Source organism: Leifsonia poae (genome assembly GCF_050632865.1).
GTDB lineage: Bacteria > Actinomycetota > Actinomycetes > Actinomycetales > Microbacteriaceae > Leifsonia > Leifsonia poae_B.
Map to the genome: position 1 here is coordinate 128,986 of NZ_JBODSA010000003.1, position 22,171 is coordinate 151,156.

23 protein-coding genes are annotated in these 22,171 nt (G+C 69.7%); 11 read left to right on the forward strand and 12 right to left on the reverse strand.

The features are described from left to right. Positions 1 to 14 precede the first annotated feature (14 nt). The 5 genes from ACRAWB_RS10610 to ACRAWB_RS10630 all read right to left on the reverse strand — a co-directional run bounded on the left by ACRAWB_RS10610 (position 15) and on the right by ACRAWB_RS10630 (position 4,386). A complete protein-coding gene (locus ACRAWB_RS10610; protein ID WP_431353290.1) occupies positions 15 to 656 on the reverse strand; it encodes an ATP-binding cassette domain-containing protein in 642 nt (213 codons plus the stop codon). Further along, positions 563 to 1,522, reverse strand: a complete 960-nt coding sequence (locus ACRAWB_RS10615) for an ATP-binding cassette domain-containing protein (protein ID WP_431353291.1) — start codon at positions 1,520 to 1,522, stop codon at positions 563 to 565. The genes ACRAWB_RS10610 and ACRAWB_RS10615 overlap by 94 nt, the downstream gene beginning before the upstream one ends. A gap of 101 nt (positions 1,523 to 1,623) precedes the next feature. Further along, a complete protein-coding gene (locus ACRAWB_RS10620) occupies positions 1,624 to 2,697 on the reverse strand; it encodes a sugar ABC transporter substrate-binding protein (RefSeq protein ID WP_431353292.1) in 1,074 nt (357 codons plus the stop codon). 149 nt (positions 2,698 to 2,846) lie between these two features. Further along, positions 2,847 to 3,932: a nitrilase-related carbon-nitrogen hydrolase gene (locus ACRAWB_RS10625; protein ID WP_431353293.1), complete on the reverse strand. Its 1,086-nt coding sequence runs from the start codon at positions 3,930 to 3,932 to the stop codon at positions 2,847 to 2,849. A 133-nt stretch (positions 3,933 to 4,065) separates the two neighbouring features. Then, entirely contained in the window at positions 4,066 to 4,386 is a 321-nt protein-coding gene (locus ACRAWB_RS10630; RefSeq protein WP_431353294.1) for a hypothetical protein, read from the reverse strand. 223 nt (positions 4,387 to 4,609) lie between these two features. Between ACRAWB_RS10630 and ACRAWB_RS10635 the strand changes: the two genes are divergently transcribed. Then, positions 4,610 to 5,764, forward strand: coding sequence for a glutathione-independent formaldehyde dehydrogenase (locus ACRAWB_RS10635; RefSeq protein ID WP_431353295.1), 1,155 nt, complete (start codon positions 4,610 to 4,612; stop codon positions 5,762 to 5,764). Positions 5,765 to 5,837: 73 nt separating this feature from the next. Beyond that, entirely contained in the window at positions 5,838 to 6,482 is a 645-nt protein-coding gene (locus ACRAWB_RS10640; RefSeq protein WP_431353296.1) for a DUF1345 domain-containing protein, read from the forward strand. Positions 6,483 to 6,500: 18 nt separating this feature from the next. Here the strand turns inward: ACRAWB_RS10640 and ACRAWB_RS10645 are convergent, their stop codons facing one another. Continuing rightward, positions 6,501 to 6,770, reverse strand: a complete 270-nt coding sequence (locus tag ACRAWB_RS10645) for a hypothetical protein (RefSeq protein ID WP_431353297.1) — start codon at positions 6,768 to 6,770, stop codon at positions 6,501 to 6,503. Between the two features lie 218 nt (positions 6,771 to 6,988). Here ACRAWB_RS10645 and ACRAWB_RS10650 point away from each other — a divergent pair, with 218 nt between their 5' ends. The 5 genes from ACRAWB_RS10650 to ACRAWB_RS10670 all read left to right on the forward strand — a co-directional run bounded on the left by ACRAWB_RS10650 (position 6,989) and on the right by ACRAWB_RS10670 (position 11,951). Then, the gene (locus ACRAWB_RS10650; protein WP_431353298.1) at positions 6,989 to 7,975 is read left to right on the forward strand and encodes an AraC family transcriptional regulator; all 987 of its coding nucleotides are present in this window, start codon (positions 6,989 to 6,991) and stop codon (positions 7,973 to 7,975) included. A gap of 71 nt (positions 7,976 to 8,046) precedes the next feature. Further along, positions 8,047 to 9,171, forward strand: a complete 1,125-nt coding sequence (locus ACRAWB_RS10655) for an L-dopachrome tautomerase-related protein (protein ID WP_431353299.1) — start codon at positions 8,047 to 8,049, stop codon at positions 9,169 to 9,171. A gap of 71 nt (positions 9,172 to 9,242) precedes the next feature. Continuing rightward, complete coding sequence (locus ACRAWB_RS10660; protein WP_431353300.1) at positions 9,243 to 10,631, forward strand: LLM class flavin-dependent oxidoreductase; 1,389 nt, start codon at positions 9,243 to 9,245, stop codon at positions 10,629 to 10,631. 13 nt (positions 10,632 to 10,644) lie between these two features. Beyond that, on the forward strand, positions 10,645 to 10,992 hold the full coding sequence (locus ACRAWB_RS10665; RefSeq protein ID WP_431353301.1) for a hypothetical protein: 348 nt from the start codon (positions 10,645 to 10,647) through the stop codon (positions 10,990 to 10,992). After that, positions 10,950 to 11,951 carry a M20/M25/M40 family metallo-hydrolase gene (locus ACRAWB_RS10670; protein ID WP_431353302.1) on the forward strand — a complete coding sequence of 334 codons (1,002 nt, stop codon included), beginning with the start codon at positions 10,950 to 10,952 and terminating at the stop codon, positions 11,949 to 11,951. The genes ACRAWB_RS10665 and ACRAWB_RS10670 overlap by 43 nt, the downstream gene beginning before the upstream one ends. 15 nt (positions 11,952 to 11,966) lie before the next feature. On the opposite strand, the gene ACRAWB_RS10675 is transcribed toward ACRAWB_RS10670, so the two are convergent. Together ACRAWB_RS10675 and ACRAWB_RS10680 are read right to left on the reverse strand one after the other, a co-directional pair. Continuing rightward, complete coding sequence (locus ACRAWB_RS10675) at positions 11,967 to 12,554, reverse strand: TetR/AcrR family transcriptional regulator (RefSeq protein WP_431353303.1); 588 nt, start codon at positions 12,552 to 12,554, stop codon at positions 11,967 to 11,969. 26 nt (positions 12,555 to 12,580) lie between these two features. Then, positions 12,581 to 13,315 carry an SDR family NAD(P)-dependent oxidoreductase gene (locus tag ACRAWB_RS10680; protein WP_431353304.1) on the reverse strand — a complete coding sequence of 245 codons (735 nt, stop codon included), beginning with the start codon at positions 13,313 to 13,315 and terminating at the stop codon, positions 12,581 to 12,583. Between the two features lie 128 nt (positions 13,316 to 13,443). Here ACRAWB_RS10680 and ACRAWB_RS10685 point away from each other — a divergent pair, with 128 nt between their 5' ends. Continuing rightward, entirely contained in the window at positions 13,444 to 14,427 is a 984-nt protein-coding gene (locus ACRAWB_RS10685) for an aldo/keto reductase (RefSeq protein ID WP_431353305.1), read from the forward strand. A gap of 16 nt (positions 14,428 to 14,443) precedes the next feature. Here ACRAWB_RS10685 and ACRAWB_RS10690 read toward each other — a convergent pair whose 3' ends face one another. Beyond that, positions 14,444 to 15,313 carry a ThuA domain-containing protein gene (locus tag ACRAWB_RS10690; protein ID WP_431353306.1) on the reverse strand — a complete coding sequence of 290 codons (870 nt, stop codon included), beginning with the start codon at positions 15,311 to 15,313 and terminating at the stop codon, positions 14,444 to 14,446. 95 nt (positions 15,314 to 15,408) lie between these two features. On the opposite strand from ACRAWB_RS10690, the gene ACRAWB_RS10695 reads away from it, so the two are divergent. After that, a complete protein-coding gene (locus ACRAWB_RS10695) occupies positions 15,409 to 16,005 on the forward strand; it encodes a TetR/AcrR family transcriptional regulator (RefSeq protein ID WP_431353307.1) in 597 nt (198 codons plus the stop codon). Then, positions 16,002 to 17,249 (forward strand): ROK family protein, encoded by a 1,248-nt coding sequence (locus tag ACRAWB_RS10700; protein WP_431353308.1) that lies wholly within the window; start codon positions 16,002 to 16,004, stop codon positions 17,247 to 17,249. Before ACRAWB_RS10695 ends, ACRAWB_RS10700 begins: the two co-directional genes overlap by 4 nt. Here ACRAWB_RS10700 and ACRAWB_RS10705 read toward each other — a convergent pair. Continuing rightward, on the reverse strand, positions 17,136 to 18,623 hold the full coding sequence (locus ACRAWB_RS10705; protein ID WP_431353309.1) for an MFS transporter: 1,488 nt from the start codon (positions 18,621 to 18,623) through the stop codon (positions 17,136 to 17,138). The genes ACRAWB_RS10700 and ACRAWB_RS10705 overlap by 114 nt on opposite strands. Before the next feature lie 239 nt (positions 18,624 to 18,862). On the opposite strand from ACRAWB_RS10705, the gene ACRAWB_RS10710 reads away from it, so the two are divergent. Next, a complete protein-coding gene (locus ACRAWB_RS10710) occupies positions 18,863 to 20,305 on the forward strand; it encodes an MFS transporter (protein ID WP_431353310.1) in 1,443 nt (480 codons plus the stop codon). A 6-nt stretch (positions 20,306 to 20,311) separates the two neighbouring features. On the opposite strand, the gene ACRAWB_RS10715 is transcribed toward ACRAWB_RS10710, so the two are convergent. Both ACRAWB_RS10715 and ACRAWB_RS10720 read right to left on the reverse strand, forming a co-directional pair. After that, positions 20,312 to 21,526 carry an acetyl-CoA C-acetyltransferase gene (locus tag ACRAWB_RS10715; protein ID WP_431353311.1) on the reverse strand — a complete coding sequence of 405 codons (1,215 nt, stop codon included), beginning with the start codon at positions 21,524 to 21,526 and terminating at the stop codon, positions 20,312 to 20,314. Then, the gene (locus ACRAWB_RS10720; protein ID WP_431353312.1) at positions 21,519 to 22,169 is read right to left on the reverse strand and encodes a CoA transferase subunit B; all 651 of its coding nucleotides are present in this window, start codon (positions 22,167 to 22,169) and stop codon (positions 21,519 to 21,521) included. The genes ACRAWB_RS10715 and ACRAWB_RS10720 overlap by 8 nt, the downstream gene beginning before the upstream one ends. Between the last annotated feature and the right edge of the window lie 2 nt (positions 22,170 to 22,171).

Sequence of the window (22,171 nt, forward strand, 5' to 3'; positions counted from 1 at the left end):
GGTGGGGAGGCGGCTCAGGCCAGAAGCTGGAGGATCCGCTGTCCCTGGGGGTCGATCTCGTCGTGATCGAACTCGGCGACCACACGGCCGCGCGCCATCACCAGCACGCGGTCGCACATCATCGCCTCGGAGATCTCGGAGCTCGCGATGACCACGGTCCCGCCCGACCGGGCGAAGTCGCGGATCAGCTCGTACATGTCCTCCTTGGCTCCGACGTCGACCCCGCGGGTCGGCTCGTCGCAGATCAGGAGGCGGGAGGAGCGCACCAGCCACCGGGCGAGGATGCCCTTCTGCTGCGTTCCGCCGCTGAGGGTCTTCATCGGCTGGTTGACGCTGGAGACCTTCATCCCGAGCTTCGTCACCATGTCCTGGGCCGCGCGCTTCTCGCGCTTGCCGTCGATCACGGAGAGCCGGCTGAACATCGGCATGCTGGCGAGCGTGATGTTGCCCGCGACGCCCATCTCCGGGATGAAGCCCTGCGCCTTGCGGTCCTGCGGGAGCAGGCCGATCCCGCGCCGGATGGCGTCACGCGGCGACGCGAAGTCGACCGGCTTGTCGTCCATCAGCAGCGCGCCGTCGGTCTTCCTGCGGGCGCCGGCGAGCAGGCTGGCGAGCTCCGACTGACCGGAGCCGATGAGGCCGGCGATGCCCAGCACCTCGCCCTGGTACAGGTCGAAGTCGATGTCGGCGACGCGGTCGTCCTCACCGAGCCCGCGAGCCGAGAGCAGCACCTTTTCGGTGCGCCCGGCGCCGAGCCGGGGCTGCGCTCACCGCGCAGGGCCGCGTCGGCGATCGAGCCCTCGAGGCTCTTGCCGACCATCGCCGTGACCACGTCGGCGGGCTTCGAGTCGGCCGTCTGCAGGTTGGCCGCGGTGACGCCGTCGCGCAGGACGGTGACCGCGTCGCAGAGGCTGTAGAGCTCATCCATGCGGTGCGAGATGTAGAGGAGTGTCACGCCCTCCGCGGCGAGGCGGCGCAGCACGGTGAACAGCCGCTCCACATCCGGCAGGGGCAGCGTGGAGGTGGGCTCGTCGAGCAGGAGGATGCGCGCGTCCTTGTGGAGCGCCTTGGCCAGCTCGACCGCCTGCTGCTCGGCCACCGAGAAGCTGGAGACCGGCTGCCGCACGTCGAGGTCGAAGCCGACCCGGGCGAGCGCTTCGCGCGCCTGAGCCTGCATCGCGTTCCAGTCGACGACTCCGCTCTTCTTGGGGAGCGTGCCGAGGAAGATGTTCTCGGCCACCGACAGGGAGGGCACGAGGCTCAGCTCCTGGTAGATGGTGTGGATGCCGGCGGCCTGGGCGTCGGTCGGCTCCTTGAACCGCATGACCTCGCCGCCGAGGCGGATCGTCCCGCCATCCGGGACCTCGGCGCCGGAGAGGATCTTGACGAGCGTCGACTTGCCGGCGCCGTTCTGTCCGGCGAGCGCGTGGATGCTCCCGCGCTTGACCGAGAAGCTGACCCCCTTGAGCGCCTGGACGCCCAGGTAGCCCTTGGTGATGCCCTCGAGCTGAAGCTCGTCCATGTTTCCTCTGCACTTCCTCGTACGTGTGTGATGGAGCCGGTCGCTGCGCCCGAACCGATGACATCGGGCGCAGCGACGGCCGCTTGTGGCGCCTTACGCGCCTAGTCGTTCGCCCGGACGTAGGTGTCGCTGGGCTTGTAGTAGTCCTTGGCGTTCTCGGGCGTGACGACGGTGGTCTTGATGAAGACCTCCTTCTTCGGGCACGCCGTCTTGTCGCCGTTGTAGGCGGCGACGGCCATCTTCACGGCCTCGACGCCCTGGTCCCACGGCTGGTTGGAGGCGGTCGCCTGCATCGGACCGGTCGGGTTGTCGACCATCTCCTTGACGACGTTCATGCCGCCGTCGTAGCCGGCGACGATGACGCCGTCGCCCCAGATGCCCGCCTGCTGGAGGCCCTGCTCGATGCCGCCCTGCATGACGTCGCTCATGCTGTAGACGATCTTGAGGTCCGGGTTCGCCGTCGCGACGTCGCGGATCGGGGCGAGCGCCTTGTCCGGCTTCCACTCGCCGTACTTGGTCTCGAGCTTCTTGGTGATGACGCCCGGGTGGTCCTTCATGACCTTCTCCCAGCCCTTCATGAAGCCGTTGAAGCGGAGGTCGCTGAGGACGTCGCCGGGGAAGCCGCCGATGCCGACGATCTTCATCTCGCCCGAGTCGCCGAATTTGACGAGCGCCTTCTTCGCGGCGACCTCGCCGGCGAGCGAGCCGGTGTAGCCCTGGTCCTCGGCCACGTAGCAGTACATGTCCGGCACCAGCGACTTGTCGAGGTTGGAGTTGACCGTCACGAGGGGCACGTTCGCGCTCTGGAGGGCGGCGACCGAGGCGCCCACGCCGATGGGGTCGTTCGGGTTCATGATGACGACGTCGACGTTCTTCGTGATGAGGGTCTGGACGTCGGCGTTCTGGCGGACGGTGTCGCCGTTGGCGTCGAGCAGCTGGATCTTCGCGCCGAGCTTCTTGGCCTCGGCCTGGCCGCCCTCGACGAGGGTCTTCCACCAGTCGCTGCCGCTGATGCCGCGCTGGCTCCAGCCGATGACGAGGCCCTTGCCGGACTTCTTGTCGTCCGCCGAGGCGGCGCCGTCGGTTCCGCCGCGCGCGCATCCGGTGAAGAGGACGGCGGTGACCGCCGCGATGCCGGCGACTTTGAGCATGGTTCGGGAACGGGTGCTGATCATGTTTCCACTTCCTTGTGAGGTGATCGGTGCAGCTGTTGCTTCGGGGTGGGGCGGGTGATGCCTGTACTGCCTGTGGAGCGGATCGTGCGGGTGGCGGCGGCGCCCCGATGGGGAGGACGGAGGGTCCGCGGGGCGCCGCCGCCGGGTGCTCAGTCGAGCGGGGTGAAGACCCCGCGCTCCTCGAGCAGCTTGATGTTGCGGGCGCGCGTGGCGCGCTCGCGGGCCAGCCAGTCCTCCCCGGGAGGGGCGTCGAGGTACTGGTTCTTGGGGTAGATCGGCTTCTCGTAGATGGCCGCGTACTGCTCGGTGCGGAGGTCCTTGAAGCCGTTGAAGACGCCGTTCGCCTGGCGGTCGCGGCGCAGGGCGTCGATGTCGATCGTCGTGCTGACGAACGTGTCGCCCGCGGTGACACCGGGGGTCTCGGTGATGATCTTGCCGCGCTGGTTGACGATCATCGAGCGGCCGCCGAAGAGGTCGTTGACGACGCCGTCCGGGCCGAGCTCCGGGCCCAGGTTCGGGGCGACGACGATCGCGTTGTTGAACAGGGCGTGCGCCTTGTTCTGGACCTCCCACATGCCCTGCGAGGTCTGCGGCTCGATGAGCGTCGCGCGGATGATGATCTCCGCGCCGTTCATGGCCAGGCCGCGTGCGATCTCCGGGTAGGCGCCCTCGTGGCAGATGACGTACCCGATGTTGCCGATGTCCGGGGTCTTCGCGACGGGGTAGATGGCATCCATGACGTTGCCGTTCCCCTTCTTGACGATCCACTCGTCCCACAGGTCGTGGGGGTTCGTGGTGCCGAGGGTGCCGCCCTCGAAGCCGTCCGAAGTGGCCTTGGCGCGGCGGTAAATGACGTCGCCGTTGGGGTCGATCATGAACGCGCAGTTGAAGTAGCGGTCCGGGAAATCGTCGTCCGCGACCAGGTACAGCTCGCCGGCGATGTAGGTGTTCAGCTCACGAGCGGCCTTGCCGAGCTCGTCGGTCTCGGGGCCCGGGATGGTGCGGGCGAACTTCTTCTCATATTCGCGGTCACCCGCGTGGAACGCCATGTGCATCCCCTGGATGGCCATCTCGGGGATGACGACCAGCTTGACCGGGTAGCCCTCGGTCGCGGCGACACCGACCGCCGTCTTCATGAACTGGATGATGCGCTTGGTGTTCTTCAGCGCGTCTTCCGGCTCCACGATCGGGATCTGCAGCGGCGAGAGCGCTACGACTGTGTACGGCTCAGTCACGTCCAACTCCTTCGTTGTTTGGGTTCGTGCTGGCCATGTTAGCGCACTATCAAACTCTGTCAAACAAAAGTTTGAACGCCGGAATCGCGCGGGATTCTAGGGTTGAGTGATGCTGTTAGCGCACTCACACACGTTATCCGTGGTGGAGTTCGCGCTGGACGCCGCCTGCGGAGGCCGGGCCCGTGACCGCGTCCGCCAGCCCCAGCTCGACCAGCGCGAGCCGGGCGCGGAGCACCGACGCCCGCGGCAGTCCCGTCGCGCCGGCGACCTGCTCGGCGCTCAGACAGCAGCGCCCGAGAGGGGACGCGTGGGACGCCTCGATTCGCGCGACCCTGCGTACGGCGTCGGGATCGATGCCCTTCGCGATCAGGACGGGGAGCGCGTCCGGGCGCGCGAGTTCGCGCTCCACGGCGGCCAGCCACGCGTCGGGGCCGGCGAATCCTCGATGTCTCATGGCGGTTCCGCGTCCACGCTAGGCAGCGAGACCATCCGTTGATATCCGGACCGCGACAGCCGCTGTCCGATGTGCGCGAACCGGCCGCCGCCTTGTAGCCCGGTTTGTCAACCGGGCCTCATCGGAAATCTTCCGCCTACGGTGCGTGCGGTAGCGGAGCGACGCCCGGGCGGGGATGAGCGGGCCGCCGCCCCGTCCAATCCATCGATGGAGGGAAGAAGCAATGAAAGCAGTGGTGTACGACGGCCCGCGTCAGGTGAGCGTCCAGGATGTCCCGGATGCCCGTATCGAGCGCCCGACCGATGTCCTGGTGCAGATCACCTCGACCAACATCTGCGGATCCGACCTGCACATGTACGAGGGCCGGACCGACTTCGAGACCGGCCGGTGGTTCGGGCACGAGAATATGGGGCGGGTGATCGAGGTCGGCGACGCCGTCGACAAGGTCCAGGTGGGCGAGTACGTCGTCCTCCCGTTCAACGTCGCCTGCGGGCACTGTAAGAACTGCGAGCGCGGTCTCACCAACTACTGTCTGACCGCACAGCCCAACCCGGCGTGGGCGGGCGCGGCCTACGGGTTCGCCGACATGGGTCCCTGGGCCGGCGGACAGGCCGACCTGTTGCGGGTGCCGTGGGGCGACTTCAACTGCCTGCGGCTCGGCGAGGACGCCGCGGAGAAGCAGACCGACTACGTGATGCTCGCCGACATCTTCCCGACGGGCTACCACGCCACCGAGATGGCCGGGGTGAAGCCGGGCGACCAGACCGTGATCTACGGCGCAGGGCCGGTCGGATTGATGGCGGCGTACTCGGCGACCCTCAAGGGCGCGAGCAAAGTCATGATCGTCGACCGTCACCCCGACCGACTGAAGCTCGCGGAGGAGATCGGCGCCATCCCGATCGACGACTCGAAGGTGGATCCCGTCGAGGCGGTCAACGAGATGACCATGGGGCTCGGGGCCGACAACGGCTGCGAGTGCGTCGGCTACCAGGCGCACGACGTCGAGGGCAACGAGCACCCCAACATGACGCTCAACCGGCTGGTCCAATCCGTCCGGTTCACCGGGACCATCGGGGTGGTCGGGGTCTACGTCCCGCAGGACCCGGGCGCCTCCGACGAGTTGGCCAAGCAGGGCGAGGTCGCGTTCGACTTCGGCGAGTTCTGGTTCCGCGGCCAGACGATCGGATCTGGCCAGGCTCCGGTGAAGAAGTACAACCGGGCGCTCCGCGACCTCGTCGCGGCCGGCAAGGCCACCCCGTCCTGGATCGTCAGCCACGAGCTGGATCTGACCGAGGCGCCGAACGCGTACGAGCACTTCGACGCCCGTGACGACGGCTGGACCAAGGTCGTCCTGCACCCCGCAGGGGCGAACGCCTGACGGCAGCGCGGTGGACGGCGTCGTCCGGTGACCCGGTCGGCGCCGCCCGCCCGTGCCTGCGTCAGGAACAGCCATGGCCGGTCGCCTTCTCTCCGCCCGACGTACCCTGATCTGCGTCGTGATCGGCGCTGTCGCGGGGACCGTCGCGGCTCTCGCCGTCGATGTCCGGATCGGCCCGCTCGTCGGCTGGTGCACGTTCGGCATCGTCGACCTCGTCTGGGTCTGGCGCATCGGCTGGCACCAGGACAGCGCCGGAACCGAGCGCCTCGCTCGCGAGGAGTCCACCACCCACGTGACGGACAACGTGATGGTCACCGCGTGCCTCATCAGCATCGCGGCTGTCGTGGCGTCCATCATCCAGTCCAGCAACCGGAGCACCGACGTGATCTCGGTCGTCCTGGTGCTCCTGGGCATGCTCGGGGCGATCGTGGCCTGGGCGCTGGTGAACACCGTCTACGCGTTCAAGTACGCGCGGATGTACTACGTGGACAGTCAGGGGAACGGCTTCGACTTCAACCAGGAGTCGCCCCCCACCTACAGCGACTTCGCCTACCTCGCGTTCACCATCGGGATGTCGTACGCCGTCTCGGAGGTCGAACCGAACGCGATCGGGACACGCCGCAAGGCGCTCATGCACGCGCTCCTGTCGTACTTCTTCGGCACGGTCGTCATCGCCGTCGCGATCAACATCGTGACCAGCCTCGGGGGTCAGGGATGACCCGTGATGGTCGGTCGGCTAGCGCTGTGCGGCGAACCAGCGCGCCGCGAGAGCGAGCAGACGGTGTCCCAGCGACGCCGGTGGCGAGGCCGTCGCGACGGGTGCCGGGTCCACGCGACGCGGTGCTCCGCGCACGAACTCGACGTACCCGCACTGCGGACAGGTCGAGAGGTGCTGGTGCACGGCGAGCCCGACCCCGTAGTACGGATTGCGGGTGACGCGCATGCGATTGAGGCAGCGGGGGCACCAGCGGGGCCGCGTCACCGGGTTCGGCTCGATCATCGTCATCCAACGCTCCGGGTGGTCGGGACTCGATGGTGCACGGTGGCCCTCTCCACCCGAAGAAGGGGACCACCGTGCGTCGGTCGGACACGTCGACCGCGTATTCACGGTAGGCAGACCCCCGGAGCGCTGCTATCCGGCATGCGAACGCGGGTGTCCTGTTCGCGAACTCCCCGTTCGATAAACGGTCGGGAGGGCTCCTGGGACGTGCTTACAATCGCCGCATGAACCGGCAGCCGAGCGAGCTCTTCGCCACCCACCGCGTCGCGGCGGGCCACGGCGTCGAGGAGGCGCGGCAGGCGCTGTCGGAGGTCTTCCTCCCGGTCGAGTTCCCGTCCGTCGCGCCTTCCGGCAGCGTCGAGATGACGCTCAACGCGCTCCAGGTCGGGCGGGTCACCTGCGGCTTCATGGAGTTCCGCGAGGAGGTCTCCATCCAGACCGTCGAGGCCGAGAACTACCACCTCGACATCCCGGTCCACGGCCGGGCCGTCATGAAGGCGGGCGTGGACCCGGAGATCCACGCCACCTCGCGCACCGCCGGGGTCTTCACCCCGGGCAAGCCGGTGCGGCTCGACTGCAGCGCCTGGTTCTCGCAGCTGTCGGTCATGATCCCGCGCGCGGAGCTCCAGCTCGAGCTGGAGCGTCTGCTCGGCCGCGAGTCCATCCGTCCCCTCCGGTACACGAGCGAGCTCGACCTGACCGGGCCGGGTGGGCGGATGCTGCTGGACACGCTGCGCATGATCGACGAGGCCTCCGCCATGGAGGGCGGCCCGCTCGCGCATCCGCTGGCCCGGCTGCGGCTGGAGCAGACGCTGATCGATTCGATGCTGTTCGCCCAGCCCCACAACCACTCGGACGCGCTGCGGTACCCCGCTCCCGACTCGGGGCTGCGGCCGGTCTCCCGCGCGGTGGACCTGTTGCGTGCCGACCCGGCGCACCCGTGGACCGTCGTCGAGCTGGCGGCCCGGGTCTCGGTGAGCGCGCGCAGCCTGCAGCAGGGGTTCCGCCGCACCCTGGACACGACGCCGACCAACTACCTGCGCACCGTGCGGCTCGAGAAGGTGCGCGAGGACCTTCTGAAGGCCGGGCCGGGGACCGACAGCGTCACCGAGGCGGCCACGCGATGGGGCTTCATCCACCTGGGCCGGTTCGCGGCGTCGTACCGCGCCGCGTTCGGCGAGAGCCCGTCGCAGACCCTCCGGTCGTCGTAACCGGGCAACCCCTTGACGCGGGAGGGACGGCCGCGTCGGGTGGGCTCCGACGGCGAACAGAGGAGGACCCCGTGACCGACACGAACGCCACCGACCCCGCAGCGACCCGCTACCCGGCCGACGCGCCGACCGGCGGACTGGAACTGGTCCACAGCTTCGACGACGGCCCCATGCCGACCGGCGTCAGCGTCTCGCACACCGGCCGCATCTTCGTGAACTACCCCAAGTGGGGCGACGAGGTGCCGGCGACCGTGGTGGAGTTGAAGGGCGGGTATCCCGTGCCCTTCCCGAGCGAGGAGATCAATCAGCCGCGCGGTGACGACGATCCCGAACGGCTGGTGTCGGTGCAGAGCATCGTCGTCGACCCGGCAGACCGCCTGTGGATCCTGGACACCGGAAGCCCGATGATGCGGCCGGTTAAGCGCGGGGGCCCGAAGCTGGTGTGCATCGACCTGCAGACCGACACCGTGGCGAAGATCATCGTGTTCGAGCAGGACGTCGCGTTGCCCACGTCGTACGTCAACGACGTCCGCTTCGACCTGCGGCACGGCGTCGCCTACGTAACGGACTCGTCCGACCAGGGGCCGAACGGCATCATCGTGGTCGACCTGGAGAGCGGTGAGGCGTGGCGCAGGCTGCACGACCATCCCTCCACGAAGGCCGTCACGCCTCCCGAGCTGACGCCGGTGGTGGAGGGACGCGTCTTCGCCGAGCGGCCGGCCGACGGCCCGCCGAAGCCGGTGACCATGGGATCCGACGGCATCGCGATCTCCGCCGACGGCGAGCGGCTGTGGTACTGCCCGCTGCTGTCCCGCCGCTGGTACAGCGTCCCGACCGAGGCGATGCGCGACCGCGACCTCCCCGACTCGCAGGTGGGCGAACTCGTGCGCGACGAGGGCGACAAGGGCGGGGCCGCCGACGGCCTGGAGACGGACGACCAGGGCCGCTTCTACTCCACCAACTGGTCGCACAACGCCGTCCTTCGGCGCCTCCCCGACGGCACGATGGAGACGCTGGTGCACGACCCACGACTCCTCTGGCCGGACACCATGTCGGTGGCGACGGACGGATACCTCTACGTGACCGCCAACCAGCTGCACCGGCAGGCGAAGTACCAGCGGGGCGAGGACCTGCGCGAGTACCCGTACTCGCTGTTCCGGGTGCGGATCGACGCCGGGCCGGTGCTGCTGCGGTGACGGGTGCGGCGCGTTACGCCGCATGACGGACCGGATGCGCGCTCCCCGCGCGGCCTCCCATGCTGGTCTGCATGACCCGGCAGATCCGCTTCAACGCCTTCGACATGAACTGCGTCGCCCACCAGTCGTCCGGAATGTGGCGACACCCCGAGGACCACGCCTGGCGCTACAAGGACCTCACCTACTGGACCGAGCTCGCCAAACTGCTCGAGCGCGGCACCTTCGACGGCATCTTCATCGCCGACGTGCTCGGCACCTACGATGTCTACGGCGGCAGCAACGAGGCCGCGATCCGGCACGGCGCGCAGGTGCCCGTCAACGACCCGCTGCTTCTGGTCTCGGCGATGGCGCTGGTCACCGAGAACCTGGGCTTCGGCATCACCGCCGGCACCGCCTACGAGCACCCGTACCCGTTCGCCCGCCGCATGTCGACGCTGGATCACCTCACCAACGGGCGGGTCGGCTGGAACGTGGTCACCGGTTACCTGCCCTCCGCCGCACGGAACATGGGTCACGACGACCAGCTGCAGCACGATGACCGCTACGACCACGCCGACGAGTACCTGGAAGTGCTCTACAAGCTGTGGGAGGGGTCGTGGGAGGACGACGCCGTCATCCGCGACCGTGAGTCCGGCGTCTTCACCGACCCGTCGAAGGTGCATGAGATCGGCCACAAGGGCAAGCACTTCACCGTCCCCGGCATCCACCTCTCCGAACCGAGCCCGCAGCGCACCCCGGTCATCTACCAGGCCGGCGCCTCCAAGCGCGGCATCGGCTTCGCGGCCGAGAACGCCGAGGCCATCTTCGTCGCCGCCTCCACCAAGGAGGGCCTGAAGGCCACCGTCGGCAAGCTGCGCGACGCGCTCGAGGCCGCCGGCCGCGACCGCTACTCCGCCCGCATCTACACGCTGCTCACGATCATCACCGATGAGACCAGCGAGAAGGCGCAGGCCAAGTACGAGGACTTCCTGCAGTACACGAGCGACGAAGGCGCCCTGGTCTTCATGTCAGGCTGGATGGGCGTGGACCTGTCGCAGTACGACCTCGACGAGCCGATCGGCAACGTCGACAGCAACGCGATCCAGTCGGCGGTCGCCAACTTCCAGCGCCCCAACGCCGACGGCGGCGAGTGGACGGTCCGCGACATCGGCCGCAACGGCGCGATCGGCGGCCTCGGCCCCTTCATCGTCGGCTCGGCCTCGGAGGTCGCCGACACCCTCCAGGAGTGGGTGGAGGACACCGACGTCGACGGCTTCAACCTGGCCTACGCGATCACCCCCGGCACCTTCGAGGACATCGTCGAGTTCGTCATCCCGGAGCTGCGCAAGCGCGGCGCCTACCCCGAGGAGTATGCGCCGGGGACGCTCCGCAACAAGCTGCACGGGGCGGGCGACCGGCTGCCGGCGACGCATCGCGGGGCGCGGTACAAGGTGGGCGCAGCGGCGGCCGTCGAAGCCTGACGTCGGTCGCCTCGTGACGCGCACCCTGGAGGACGAGGCGCTGCGCTTCGCCCGCGAGCTCATCCGCATCCCGAGCGTGAACACCGGCGACCCGGCGACCATCGGCGACGGGGAGGCGCGCGCGGCACAGTACGTGCGGCGGCTGCTCGAGGAGGCCGGCTACGAGACCGAGTACGCCGAGTCGGTGCCGGGCCGCGGCAACCTGGTCGCCCGGCTCCCCGGCCGTGACCGCAAGCGCGGCGCGTTGCTCGTTCACGCACACCTCGACGTGGTGCCCGCCGTCGCCGAGGACTGGACGCATCCCCCTTCGCGGCCGAGGTGCACGACGGCGTCCTGTACGGGCGCGGCGCGGTCGACATGAAGGGGTACGCGGCGGTGCTGGTCGCGCTGGCCCGGCACTTCGCCCGGTCGGGCATCGTGCCGCGGCGGGACATCGTGTTCGCGTTCTTCTCCGACGAGGAGGCGGGAGGCGTCTACGGCGTTCGCTGGTTGCTGGAGCACCGGCCGCACTGGTTCGCCGGGGTGACGGAGGCGATCAGCGAGGTCGGCGGGTTCTCCGTGCGCCTCGGCGAGCGCCGCGCCTACCCGGTGGCCACCGCCGAGAAGGGGATCGGACGGCTCGTCCTCACCGCGCGCGGCACCGCGGGCCACGGGTCGCGGCCGACCGCCGACAACGCGGTGGCCCGCATCGCCCGCGCGGTCGCGGCCGTCGCCGACCACCGGTTCGCGATCGTCCGGACACCCGCGGTCGAGGCATTCGCCGCCGAGGTCGGCGCGCTGCTGGGCGAGCCGGTCGACCTCGACGCCCTCGACCCGGGCGACCCGCGGCTGGGGCCCGTCGCCCCGCTGCTCGCGGCAGCGCTTCGCAACACGGTGACACCCACCATCGTCGCGGGCGGCTACAAGGCGAACGTGATCCCGGGCGAGGCGCGCGCGGAGTTCGACGTCCGCGTGCTGCCCGGGCAGGAGGAGGCGCTGCGGCAGGAGGTGGAGGCCCTGCTCGATCCGGACCTCGAGGTCACCTGGGACCGCTGGGTGCATCCCATCGAGTCCCCGTCGGCCGGTCCCCTGCTCGACGTGCTCGCAGCGGCGATAGCCGTGGAGGACCCGGAGGGAGTCGTGGTGCCGTACCTGATGCCGGCGAGCACCGACAACAAGCACCTCGCCGACGCCGGAATCGCCGGTTACGGCTTCACCCCGCTGCGCCTGGACGACGACGCGGACGGGTTCGGGCACTTCCACGCGGTCGACGAGCAGGTGCCGGTCGACGCGCTGCGGTTCTGCGCGCGCGTGACGGAGCGCATCCTGCGCGAGGCGTGAGGACGCCCGACGGGGTCAGTCGCCCGCTCGGGACGCGTCGATGATCAGCTCGGCCATGCGCCGGGCCGTCGTCGCCGCGGAGGCTCGCTTGTCCATCTGCGCGGTAGTGGTGGCGCCGTCGTACAGGATGACGAGCTGATCGGTGACCGATGCTGCGTCATCCACGGGCAGCTCGGCCACCAGTCCGCCGATGAGACCGTGCAGCCATTCCCGGAACCGCTCGCTCGCCGCCTCCTCCACCCCGCCCGGCTCCGCCTCCGCCACCGCGTTGACGAACGCACAGCCCCGGTAGTCGGGACGCGCGAACAGGATGGCGAGCGAGTCGAAGATCGAGAGCAGGCGCGCGCGGGCGTCGGGACCGGCCCCGGCGATCCCGTCGTCGATCACCTTCTCCCAGGCCGCGTGCCGCCCGGCGAGGTACGCCGAGACCAGCTCTTCCTTGCCCCCGGCGAAGTTGTAATACAGCGAGCCCTTGGCGACGTCCGCCTTCTCCAGCACGCGGTCGATGCCGACCGTGTGGATGCCCTCGGTGTAGAACAGCTCGTCGCTGGCACGCAGCAGCCGCTCGCGAGCGGACGGCTTCTTGGTCACGCGGCTGCTCACGTCGTCGACTGTACCTTCCCCGCTCGTCAGATCGCCGCCCGTCCGCCGTCGACCGCGAGGGTCACGCCGGTGATGTAGGAGGACGCCGGCGAGGCGAGGAACCCGATGGCGTCGGCGATCTCCTCCTCCGTGCCGGGGCGCCCCATGATGGTGGTCCGGCCGAGAGCGGCGGTGTCGCCCTTCGCTCCCGCTGTCGCCACGGGCCCGGGCGCCACGGCGTTCACGCGGACGCCGCGCGGACTGAACTCCGCGGCCCACGCGCGGGTCAGCGCGGACAGCGCAGCCTTGGTGGCGCTGTAGGCGGCTCCGCCGGCGAGACCGACGTTGGCGGCCATGCTCGACACGCTGACGATCGCGCCGTCACCGCGATCTGCCATGGCGGGCGCGAGGCTGGAAGTGAGGAGGTAGGCCGACTCGACGTTGCCGGTGAACAGTTCGTCCAGGGTGCCCGCCGAGAGCTGGTCGCTCGGGCCGAACCACGCGAGCCCGGCGTTGTTGACCAGGATGTCGACATCGCCCGCCTGCTCGGCGAGGGCGATGGCTTCCGCGGTGTCGGACAGGTCGGCAGCGACGAAGCGGGCGTGGCCTCCCGCGAGTTCGATTTCCTCGACGACCTGTACGCCGCGGGCGGCGTTCCTGCCGTGGACGATGACCTCGGCCCCCTGGGAGGCCAGACGGAACGCGGCGGCCCGGCCCAGGCCGGAGGTCGCTCCCGTCACGAGGGCCGTCTTGCCGGACAGGGACCAGGACGTTGCGTTCATCGCGATCGATCCTTTCGTTTATACCGATCTGTCTAACTAGACATTAGACAGCTCTGTCTAAACATGCAAGAGCCATTTCGACGGGCATAGAGTCGGACCCACACCCACCCCGACGATCGGAGGACCTCGTGCGCACGGTTCGCCTCGGCAACAGCGGCCTGGAGATCAGCGGCCTCGTCCTCGGGATGATGTCGTACGGCGATCCGGAACGCGGCAGTCACCCCTGGAGCGTCGGCATCGACGAGGCGCGGCCGTTCGTGCGGCGCGCGTTCGAGGCGGGTGTCACGACCTTCGACACGGCCAATGTGTACTCGCTCGGGTCCAGCGAGGAGATCACCGGCGCCCTGGTCGCCGAGCTCGGTCCGCGCGAGGACGTGCAGCTCTTCACCAAGGTGTTCCAGCGGATGCGCGACGGACGCAACGGCGCGGGCCTCTCGCGGGCGGCGATCCTGCACGAGATCGACGCGTCGCTCATTCGGCTCGGCACCGACTACGTCGACCTGTACCAGATCCACCGGTTCGACCCGACGGTCCCGATGGAGGAGACGATGGAAGCGCTCCACGACGTCGTCAAGGCGGGCAAGGCGCGCTACATCGGTGCTTCGAGCATGTGGGCGTGGCAGTTCGCCGAGCTGCAGCGCGTCGCCGAGGTGAACCACTGGACGAAGTTCGTGTCCATGCAGGACCAGTACAACCTTCTCGACCGCGAGGAGGAGCGCGAGATGCACCCGTTCTGCCGTGCGACCGGCGTCGGCGTGCTGCCGTGGAGCCCGCTCGCTCGCGGCCGGCTGACCCGCCCGTGGGACGCGCCCGGCTCCGGCAGCCGCGCCGACACGGACGAGTTCGGCAAGACGCTGTACCGCTCGCAGGAGGAGTCGAATCGCGCGATCGTGGACGCGGTCGCGGCGATCGCGGAGGAACGGCACGTCCCGATCGCGCAGGTGGCCCTCGCCTGGGTCGCCGGCCGCCCCGCGGTCACGGCGCCCATCGTCGGAGCGACGAAACCGCACCACATCGACGACGCCGTCGCCGCGCTCGACCTCACGCTGACGGATGACGAGGTGGCCCGGTTGGAGGCCGCCTACACGCCCCGGGAGCCGGCCGGGTTCTGACCGACCTGGGAGCCGATCAGCCCTCGTGGTTGTAGTACGGCCACGGGAGGAACCGGCGCTCGCCGCGACGGTCCGGGCCGTTCAGCGTGATCTCGCCGGTCGCCGCCCACTCGACGCCGCGCGGGAACATCTGGATGAACTCGATCCGGCGGAAGGTGTCGATGTCGTGCCCGATCGTGATCGTGAACGAGCGGCCCGTCCCGTACTCGTTGATCCACGCGATCGGCTGGTCGGTGTTCATGCCGGGGAGCGCGGCGACGCCCTCTTCCGGGATCGCCACCGGATAGTGCGACATGGGCCAGACCGGGGCCTTCTCGTACGACTCGAGGTCGTCGAAGGTGGTCAGCAGCACCTGTGCGCCGTCCAGGATCTCGACCCCGGTGAGGATGTCGTCCCCGGTCACGGTCCAGCGCGCGCTGATGCCGTCGGTGATCGGATGGCGCGGCTCGACCGTGTCGAGCTGAGCCTCGCCCCACGGCCGCGGACGGAGCCCACCGGCGACGGTGAGGCGCGAGCCGCGCATCACGTTGTACTCGTCCGGGTAGCCCCAGTCGTCCTCCTGCGCAGCCGACCCATGGAACCACACGATGCCCTTGCCGTCGTCGTGGACGAACTTCAGCAGCGCGGCGTCGGTTTCCGCACCGAAGCCGGTGGCCTTCTCGTGGTAGCCGTCGCGGCCCTCGAAGACGACGACCACCACGTCGTATTTGTCGATGATCTCTGCGCCGAGTCCGCGCGGGTCCTCGACGACCCGCACGCAGAAGCGCCCGGTGTCCTCCAGCAGGGTGGTGAGCCAGACGTTGTGCTGCCGGAAGCTGCGGAACTCGTTGTCATGCTCCCGGGTCATATGGCCGGACAGGATGAGGACGTCGAGGGTGTCGGACATGGGGCGGTGCCTTTCTCCTTTGAAACGGGCTGGTCGGACGCTAGCATGAATCCCTACCTGCTCGTAAGTTTTCATTTCCATGATTGGCTAGCGGCGTGAGCACCAGGCAAGAGGGGTACGCATCGGGGCGTGCCCGCAAGGAGCGGATCCTCGAGGCGGCGGTCGCCGCGTTCGGCGCCTCCGGCTTCGAGCACGCGACCCTGACGGACATCGCGACGGCGTGCGGCGTCTCCCGCCAGGGGCTGCTCCACCACTTCGCGAGCAAGGAGGAGCTGCTGACGGCGGTCCTGCAGCGCCGCGACGACACGGACAGGCGGAGCTTCGACGCGGCGCTCGCGAACAACCGGACGCCGTCCGAGGCGCTGGCCGAGATCATCGCGGACAACGCGCAGAGCCCGACCGTCATGCGCCTCTACACGGTCCTGTCGGCCGAGGCGACGAACCCCGACCATGCGGCGCACGACTATTTCGCCGCGCTTTACACCCGACTGCGGGCGCAGCTCACCGAGGCCATCGCCACGGCCCAGGATGCGGGCGACGCTCCGTCCGGACTGCCGCCCGAGACCTTTGCGACGCTGCTGCTCGCCATCAAGGACGGCTTGGCCCTCCAGGCCCTTCTCTCCCCGGGTGAGGTGGACCCGGTTCGAACGATCCGCGAACTGACGGCCGCGCTGGAAGGAGCGGGCCGATGACCGTCCCCCTGGAGTCGCCGCGTCAGGGCGCCGACAGCGTCGCCAGTCTGCTCGCGGTGGTGAACCTCGTACGCACCGGCCAGGCGCGGACGCGCCCCGGGCTGATGCAGGCGCTGGGACTCGGCCGCGCGGTCATCGCCCAGCGCGTAGAGCAGGCGATCGACATCGGCTACCTCGAGGAGAGCGAACTCGGCGAGTCCACCGGAGGGCGGGCTCCCCGCACGCTGCGCTTCCGCGCCGACCGGGGACGCATCCTGGTCTGTGCGATGGGCGGCCTGCACCTGCGGGTCGGGGTCTCCGACCTCAACGGCACGATCCTCGCGAGCGACCGCAGCGAGTGGGACATCTCGGCGGGCGCGCTGGAGACGCTGGCGGTCGCCGGCGAACTGATCGACGACCTGCTCGCGCGCGAGGAGGCCGGCACGGCGCCGATCTGGGGAATCGGCGTCGGCGTGCCGGGCCCCGTCGACTTCGCCACGGGGCGACCGGTGGCGCCGCCGATCATGCCCGGCTGGGACGGCTTCGACCTGCGCGGCCACTTCGAGCAGCGGTACAACGCGACGACCTGGGTCGACAACGACGTGAACCTGCTGGCGCTGGCCGAGCGCAGCCGGCGCGGTCCCGACGACGACCTGAACCTCATCTATCTGAAAGTCGGGACGGGCATCGGGGCGGCGTTCGTGTTCGACGGCGAACTGTACCGGGGCGCGTCCGGCGCCGCGGGCGACATCGGCCACTCGCGCGATCTGCGCGGCGAGACGGTCGAGTGCCGCTGCGGGCGCACCGGGTGCCTCGAGGCGACGGCGAGCGGATGGGCCCTCGTGCGGGATGCGGAAGCCGCCCTGGCCGCGGGAGAGCCGTCCGAGCTCGCCGCCGTGCGGAAGGAGCACCCGATCCGCCCGGAGGACATCGCGATCGCGGCGCGGCACTTCGACCAGCTGGCGCTGCGGCTGGTCGGGTTGAGCGCGGAGCGGACCGGCGAGACGATCGCCAACCTGACCAATGCGCTCAACCCGTCCGCCATCGTGGTCGGCGGCGCCATCAGTTCCGGCGCGGACGCCTTCGTGGTGCCGTTCCGCCGGATCGTCGCCGATCGGGCGCTCCCGCTGATCTCGCAGAAGCTGACCGTCTCACGGTCGCAGGGGAACCCCGACGAGCCCATCCGCGGCGGAAACGCCCTCGTCGTCGAACAGCTCTTCGAGCGCACCTTCGCCGCGTGGTTCGCCGACGGCACGCCCGTCTGACGGACGGATGAGCACGAAGGCAACCGCGGCGGCGAGCAGGAGGAGGACGGCCCCGATCCCGAATACGGCGTGGTACCCGGCCACCATCGCGGCGGGACGGGCGGACGCTCCCGCGACGGCGACGTAGACGTTGGTGACGACGGCGAGACCGACCGAGCCGCCGATCTGGTTGGCCGCGTTCGCCGTCGCGGCCGCGGCGCCCGCGTCGTGGGGGGCGATGCCCTGCAGCGCAAGGTTCTGGAGAGGGACGAAGGTGAAGCCCATCCCGACGCCGAGCAGCACCATGGCGGGCAGGACCTGCGACCAGTAGTCGCCGTCCGGGGTGAGGAACAGCAGCAGGGCGACACCTGCGGCGGCGATGACCGGGCCGAAGATCAGCTGCGGACGCGGGCCGATGCGACCGACGAGCCGAGCGGCGAACGGCACCGTGCCCATGATGGAGACGGTGATGGCGAGCGTCGCAAGCCCCGCGAGCACAGGGCTCAGCTTCAGGATGAACTGCAGGTGGAAGTTCATGTAGACCATCGCGCCGATCATGACCGCCCCCGTCAGCGCCTGCACGAGGAAGGCGCCGGCGCGCGTCCGGTCGGTGAGGATGCGCAACGGCAGCAGCGGGTTCCTGCTGCGTCGCTCGATCAGCACGAAGGCGGCCAGGAGGACGACGCCGAGACCGGCCACGACGGCGGAGAGCGGGACGTTCTGCGGCGTCTCGGCGAGCGTCAGCCCGTACACCACGGCGCCGAAGCCGAGCGTGATGGTGATCGCGCCGGGCAGGTCGTAGCGCCGGTCGCCCTCCGCGCGGCTCTCCGTGAGCAGCACGGCGCCGAGAACCACGCCGACCGCGGCGACGGGGATGTTGACCAGCAGGCACCAGCGCCAGTCCAGGTACTCGGTCAAGACGCCGCCGAGCAGGAGTCCGATCGCCGAGCCGGCACCCGAGACGGCGCCGAAGATCGCGAAGGCGGAGCCGCGCTCGCGCCCAGAGGGGAAGGTCACCGTGAGGATCGCCAGCGCGGCTGGGGCCATGAGCGCGGCGAACGCGCCCTGCACGGCTCGGGCGCCCAGGAGCTCCAGACCGGAGTGCGCGAATCCCGCCCAGGCGGACGCGGCGGCGAAGCCGACCATCCCGAGCAGGAAAGACCGCTTGCGACCCCAGTAGTCGACGATGCGGCCGCCGAGCAGGAGCAGCGATCCGAAGGCGAGCACGTATCCCGTGACGACCCACTGGCGGTCGCTGTCGGACATCCCGAGCTCGACCTGGGCACGAGGGAGCGCGACTCCCACGATCGTCCCATCGAGGATGACGAGCAGCTGGGTGAGCGAGACGACGGTGAGGATCCACCATCGGGTGCGTGCGGACACGGGTGCAGACATAGGTCGGCCCTTTCGGCGTTGGCGCGGGGTTTCCAGCCCGGATCGCTTGCGCGACCGCGTCCACCGGCGGACCGACTTCCGTAACCATAGACCGGAATCGGAACCACTTCAAACGGGATCAGTCTGATTTATGTTGACTTCTGTCTGAATCCAGCATATGTTTTCGCTCAGCCCTAACCCCTCGACGTCGGGTAGGTTTGCTCGACGTCGCACACGATGAAGTGTTCGGAGAAACATTCATGGCAACCACCACCGATCAGACGAGCGCATCCGCGCCGGTCGGCCCCGCGACCGGCAGCGTCACCAGCGCCGGCCCGGCCCTCCCCCTGCACACCCGCGTCATCTACGGCTTCGGCGACATCGCCAGCCAGTTCATCTGGACGATCACCAGCTCGTTCCTCGCGGTGTTCTACACCGACATGGTCGGCATCGCCGCCGGGACGGTCGCCGTGCTGATCCTCGTGGCGCGCGTGTTCGACGCGGTGATCGACCCCTTCATCGGCGCACTGGCCGAGCGCACCCGGAGCCGGTTCGGCCGCTTCCGCCCCTGGATCCTGTACGGGATGGTGCCGCTGTCCATCATGGTGGTGCTCACCTTCACCGCGCCCTTCGACGGCAAGAGCATCGGTGCCGTCATCTGGGCCGTGCTCACCTACGGCCTGCTCGGCGCGCTCTACTCCAGCGTGAACGTGCCCTACGGGGCGCTCAGCACGGTGATGTCCGAGCGGACGGCGGACCGGGTCTCGCTCAACTCCTGGCGCATGATCGGCACCAACATCGGCGGCGTCGTGCTGGGCATCGCGATCCTGCCGATCATCCTGGCCTTCAGCGGCGGCAACCAGCCGACCACCCAGGGCTACACCATCGCCGCCGCCATCTTCGCGGTCGCGGCTCTCCCCTTGTTCTTCCTGGTGTTCGCCACCTCGAAGGAGGTCGTGAAGCCGGTCCAGCGTGAGCGCGTGCCCTTCTCGAAGACCTTCCGGCTCGTGCTCGGCAACGGCCAGCTGATGCTGCTCTTCGCCGTGCTGCTGCTGTCGCTGACGTCGCTGTTCGGCCGCCTCGGCGTCGTGCTGTTCTACTACCTGAACAACGTCGGCAACTACGCGCTCGTCTCGGTGCTGATGGCGCTCGCGCCGCTCTCGACCGTGGTCGGCATCCTGGTGTTCTCGCGCCTCGGCCGCCGCTTCGGCAAGCGGAACATGCTGATCATCTCCTTCGCCGCGCAGGCCGTCATCCTCACCGCGCTGTACTTCACGGGCTGGGAGAACATCGCCGTGGTCATCGGTCTCACCGCCCTCTACGGCCTGAGCTCGTACGGCATCCCGCTGGTGCTGGCCATGGTCTCCGACGCGATCGACTACGCGGAGGACAAGACCGGCGTCCGCACCGACGGCACCTCCTACGCCTTCACCAGCCTGGCCACGAAGATCGCCAGCGCGGTCGGCGGCGCGATCGGCATCGCCCTCCTCGGCGCGATCGGCTACGTCGCCTCGGCGCACCAGCAGACCAGCGAGGTGCTGCACGGCATCAACCTGGTGGTGAACATCGGTCCGGCGATCGCGGTGGCGCTCGCCATCGTCCCTCTGCTCTTCTACCGCATCACGGAAGCGCGCTACGCCGAGATCCGCGAGCGTCTGGACACCAAGGCGCTGGCCGCGATCAAGCTCCAGCGGGAGGGCTGACGCCCGTCACACCCGCTCGAACACCGCCGCGAGCGCCTGCCCGCCCCCGATGCACATGGTCTCCACGGCCAGGGTGCCGTCGAGGGCGGGCAGCTCGTTCGCCAGGGTGGCGAGCATCCGGAGTCCCGTCGCCCCGATGGGATGCCCGATCGAGATGCCGCTCCCCCGTGGATTGACCCGGGGGTCCTCCGCGTCGATGCCCCAGTCGGCCAGGCAGGCGAGGACCTGCACGGCGAACGCCTCGTTGAGCTCGATGACGTCGAGCTCCGACCAGGCGACGCCGGCGCGCTGCAGAGCGCGGTTCGCGGCGGGCACGGGCGCGACGCCGAAGATCGCCGGGTCATTGCCCGCCACGGCCCACGACCGCAACCGGAGCAGCGGCGTCAGCCCCAACTCGGCGGCGTGCTCGGGCGTCGTGACGATCGCGGCGGCCGCGGCGTCGTTCTGGCCGCTGGAGTTGCCGGCGGTGACGGTCGCTTCGGGGTCGTTCCGGCCGAGGATCGGACGGAGCCCGGCCAGCGCCTCGAGCGTCGTGTCCGCGCGGGGGTGCTCGTCTCGCTCGACGACGACGTCGCCGCGACGGCCCGGGACGGTCACGGAGACGAGCTCCGCGTCGAAGGCGCCCGACTCCTGGGCGGCGACGGCGCGCTGGTGCGACCGGAGGGCGTACGCATCCTGCGCCTCACGCGGAATGCCGTACCGGCGGCGGATTTCCTCCGCCGAACCGACGTTGCCCTCCGGCGTCGGGAACTTCCGTCCGCCGACCGTCTCACGTCCGCGCGCGAGCGAGTCGTGGAGGAGGAGACCGCCGGGCGGCAGCCCGCGTCGCCCCTGTTCGGTGTAGAGGGGAGCGTTGGACATCGACTCGGCGCCGACCGCGATCAGGACGTCGCTGGCACCGGTCTGCACCTCCATGGCCGCGTTGATGACGGCCTGCAGCCCGGACCCGCAACGGCGGTCGAGCTGGTAGCCGGTCGTGGTCACGGGGAAGCCGGCGTTCAGGGCGGCAACGCGACCGAAGGCGGGCGCCTCCATGGTCGGGTAGCCCTGGGAGCCGATCACGCCCTCCACCGCCGCCGGATCGATACCGGTGCGCTCGAGCACCGCGCGGAGCACGGTCTCGGCCAGCGTCGACGCGGAGACCGGCGCGAGCCTGCCGCCCATCCGGCCGACCGGCGTGCGGAGGGGCGAACAGACGACGACTTCGCGCAGCTCAGGCATCGACCGCCTCCAGCGCGACTGTGAGGGAGGCGCCGGTCGCGTCGATCACCTGCTGCTCCGTCACGCCCGGTGCGAGCTCGCGCAGCACCAGCCCCTCGTCGGTCACGTCGATGACGGCGAGGTCGGTGATGATGCGGTCGACGCACCCGCGCCCGGTGAGCGGGAGGGTGCACTGCTCGACGAGCTTCGGCGTGCCGTCCTTCGCGACGTGCTCCATGACCACGATGACGCGCTCGGCGCCGTTGACCAGGTCCATCGCGCCGCCCATCCCCTTCACCATCTTGCCGGGGACGGCCCAGTTGGCAATATCGCCATGGGCCGACACCTGCATGGCTCCGAGCACCGCGGTGGCGATGCGGCCGCCGCGGATCATCCCGAAGCTGGCAGCGGAGTCGAAGTAGCTCGCGCCGGGGAGCACGGTGACCGTCTCCTTGCCCGCGTTGATGAGCTTCGGGTCCTCCTCTCCCTCCCACGGGTAGGGGCCGACGCCGAGGATGCCGTTCTCCGAGTGCAGCACGACGTGCACGCCGTCGGGAAGGTGGTTCGGGATGAGCGTGGGCAGCCCGATCCCGAGGTTGACGTAGGAGCCGTCCTCCAGCTCCTGGGCGGCACGGGCGGCCATCTCGTCGCGGGTGCGCGGCATGG

Coding starts and splice junctions, on each gene's coding strand:
- ACRAWB_RS10705 (WP_431353309.1), bottom strand. CDS start 18,623: ATGTCTGCACCCGTGTCCGCACGCACCCGATGGTGGATCCTCACCGTC.
- ACRAWB_RS10640 (WP_431353296.1), top strand. CDS start 5,838: ATGGCCGGTCGCCTTCTCTCCGCCCGACGTACCCTGATCTGCGTCGTG.
- ACRAWB_RS10660 (WP_431353300.1), top strand. CDS start 9,243: ATGACCCGGCAGATCCGCTTCAACGCCTTCGACATGAACTGCGTCGCC.
- ACRAWB_RS10715 (WP_431353311.1), bottom strand. CDS start 21,526: ATGCCTGAGCTGCGCGAAGTCGTCGTCTGTTCGCCCCTCCGCACGCCG.
- ACRAWB_RS10690 (WP_431353306.1), bottom strand. CDS start 15,313: ATGTCCGACACCCTCGACGTCCTCATCCTGTCCGGCCATATGACCCGG.
- ACRAWB_RS10650 (WP_431353298.1), top strand. CDS start 6,989: ATGAACCGGCAGCCGAGCGAGCTCTTCGCCACCCACCGCGTCGCGGCG.
- ACRAWB_RS10700 (WP_431353308.1), top strand. CDS start 16,002: ATGACCGTCCCCCTGGAGTCGCCGCGTCAGGGCGCCGACAGCGTCGCC.
- ACRAWB_RS10620 (WP_431353292.1), bottom strand. CDS start 2,697: ATGATCAGCACCCGTTCCCGAACCATGCTCAAAGTCGCCGGCATCGCG.
- ACRAWB_RS10710 (WP_431353310.1), top strand. CDS start 18,863: ATGGCAACCACCACCGATCAGACGAGCGCATCCGCGCCGGTCGGCCCC.
- ACRAWB_RS10720 (WP_431353312.1), bottom strand. CDS start 22,169: ATGCCGCGCACCCGCGACGAGATGGCCGCCCGTGCCGCCCAGGAGCTG.
- ACRAWB_RS10645 (WP_431353297.1), bottom strand. CDS start 6,770: ATGACGATGATCGAGCCGAACCCGGTGACGCGGCCCCGCTGGTGCCCC.
- ACRAWB_RS10630 (WP_431353294.1), bottom strand. CDS start 4,386: ATGAGACATCGAGGATTCGCCGGCCCCGACGCGTGGCTGGCCGCCGTG.
- ACRAWB_RS10680 (WP_431353304.1), bottom strand. CDS start 13,315: ATGAACGCAACGTCCTGGTCCCTGTCCGGCAAGACGGCCCTCGTGACG.
- ACRAWB_RS10635 (WP_431353295.1), top strand. CDS start 4,610: ATGAAAGCAGTGGTGTACGACGGCCCGCGTCAGGTGAGCGTCCAGGAT.
- ACRAWB_RS10615 (WP_431353291.1), bottom strand. CDS start 1,522: ATGGACGAGCTTCAGCTCGAGGGCATCACCAAGGGCTACCTGGGCGTC.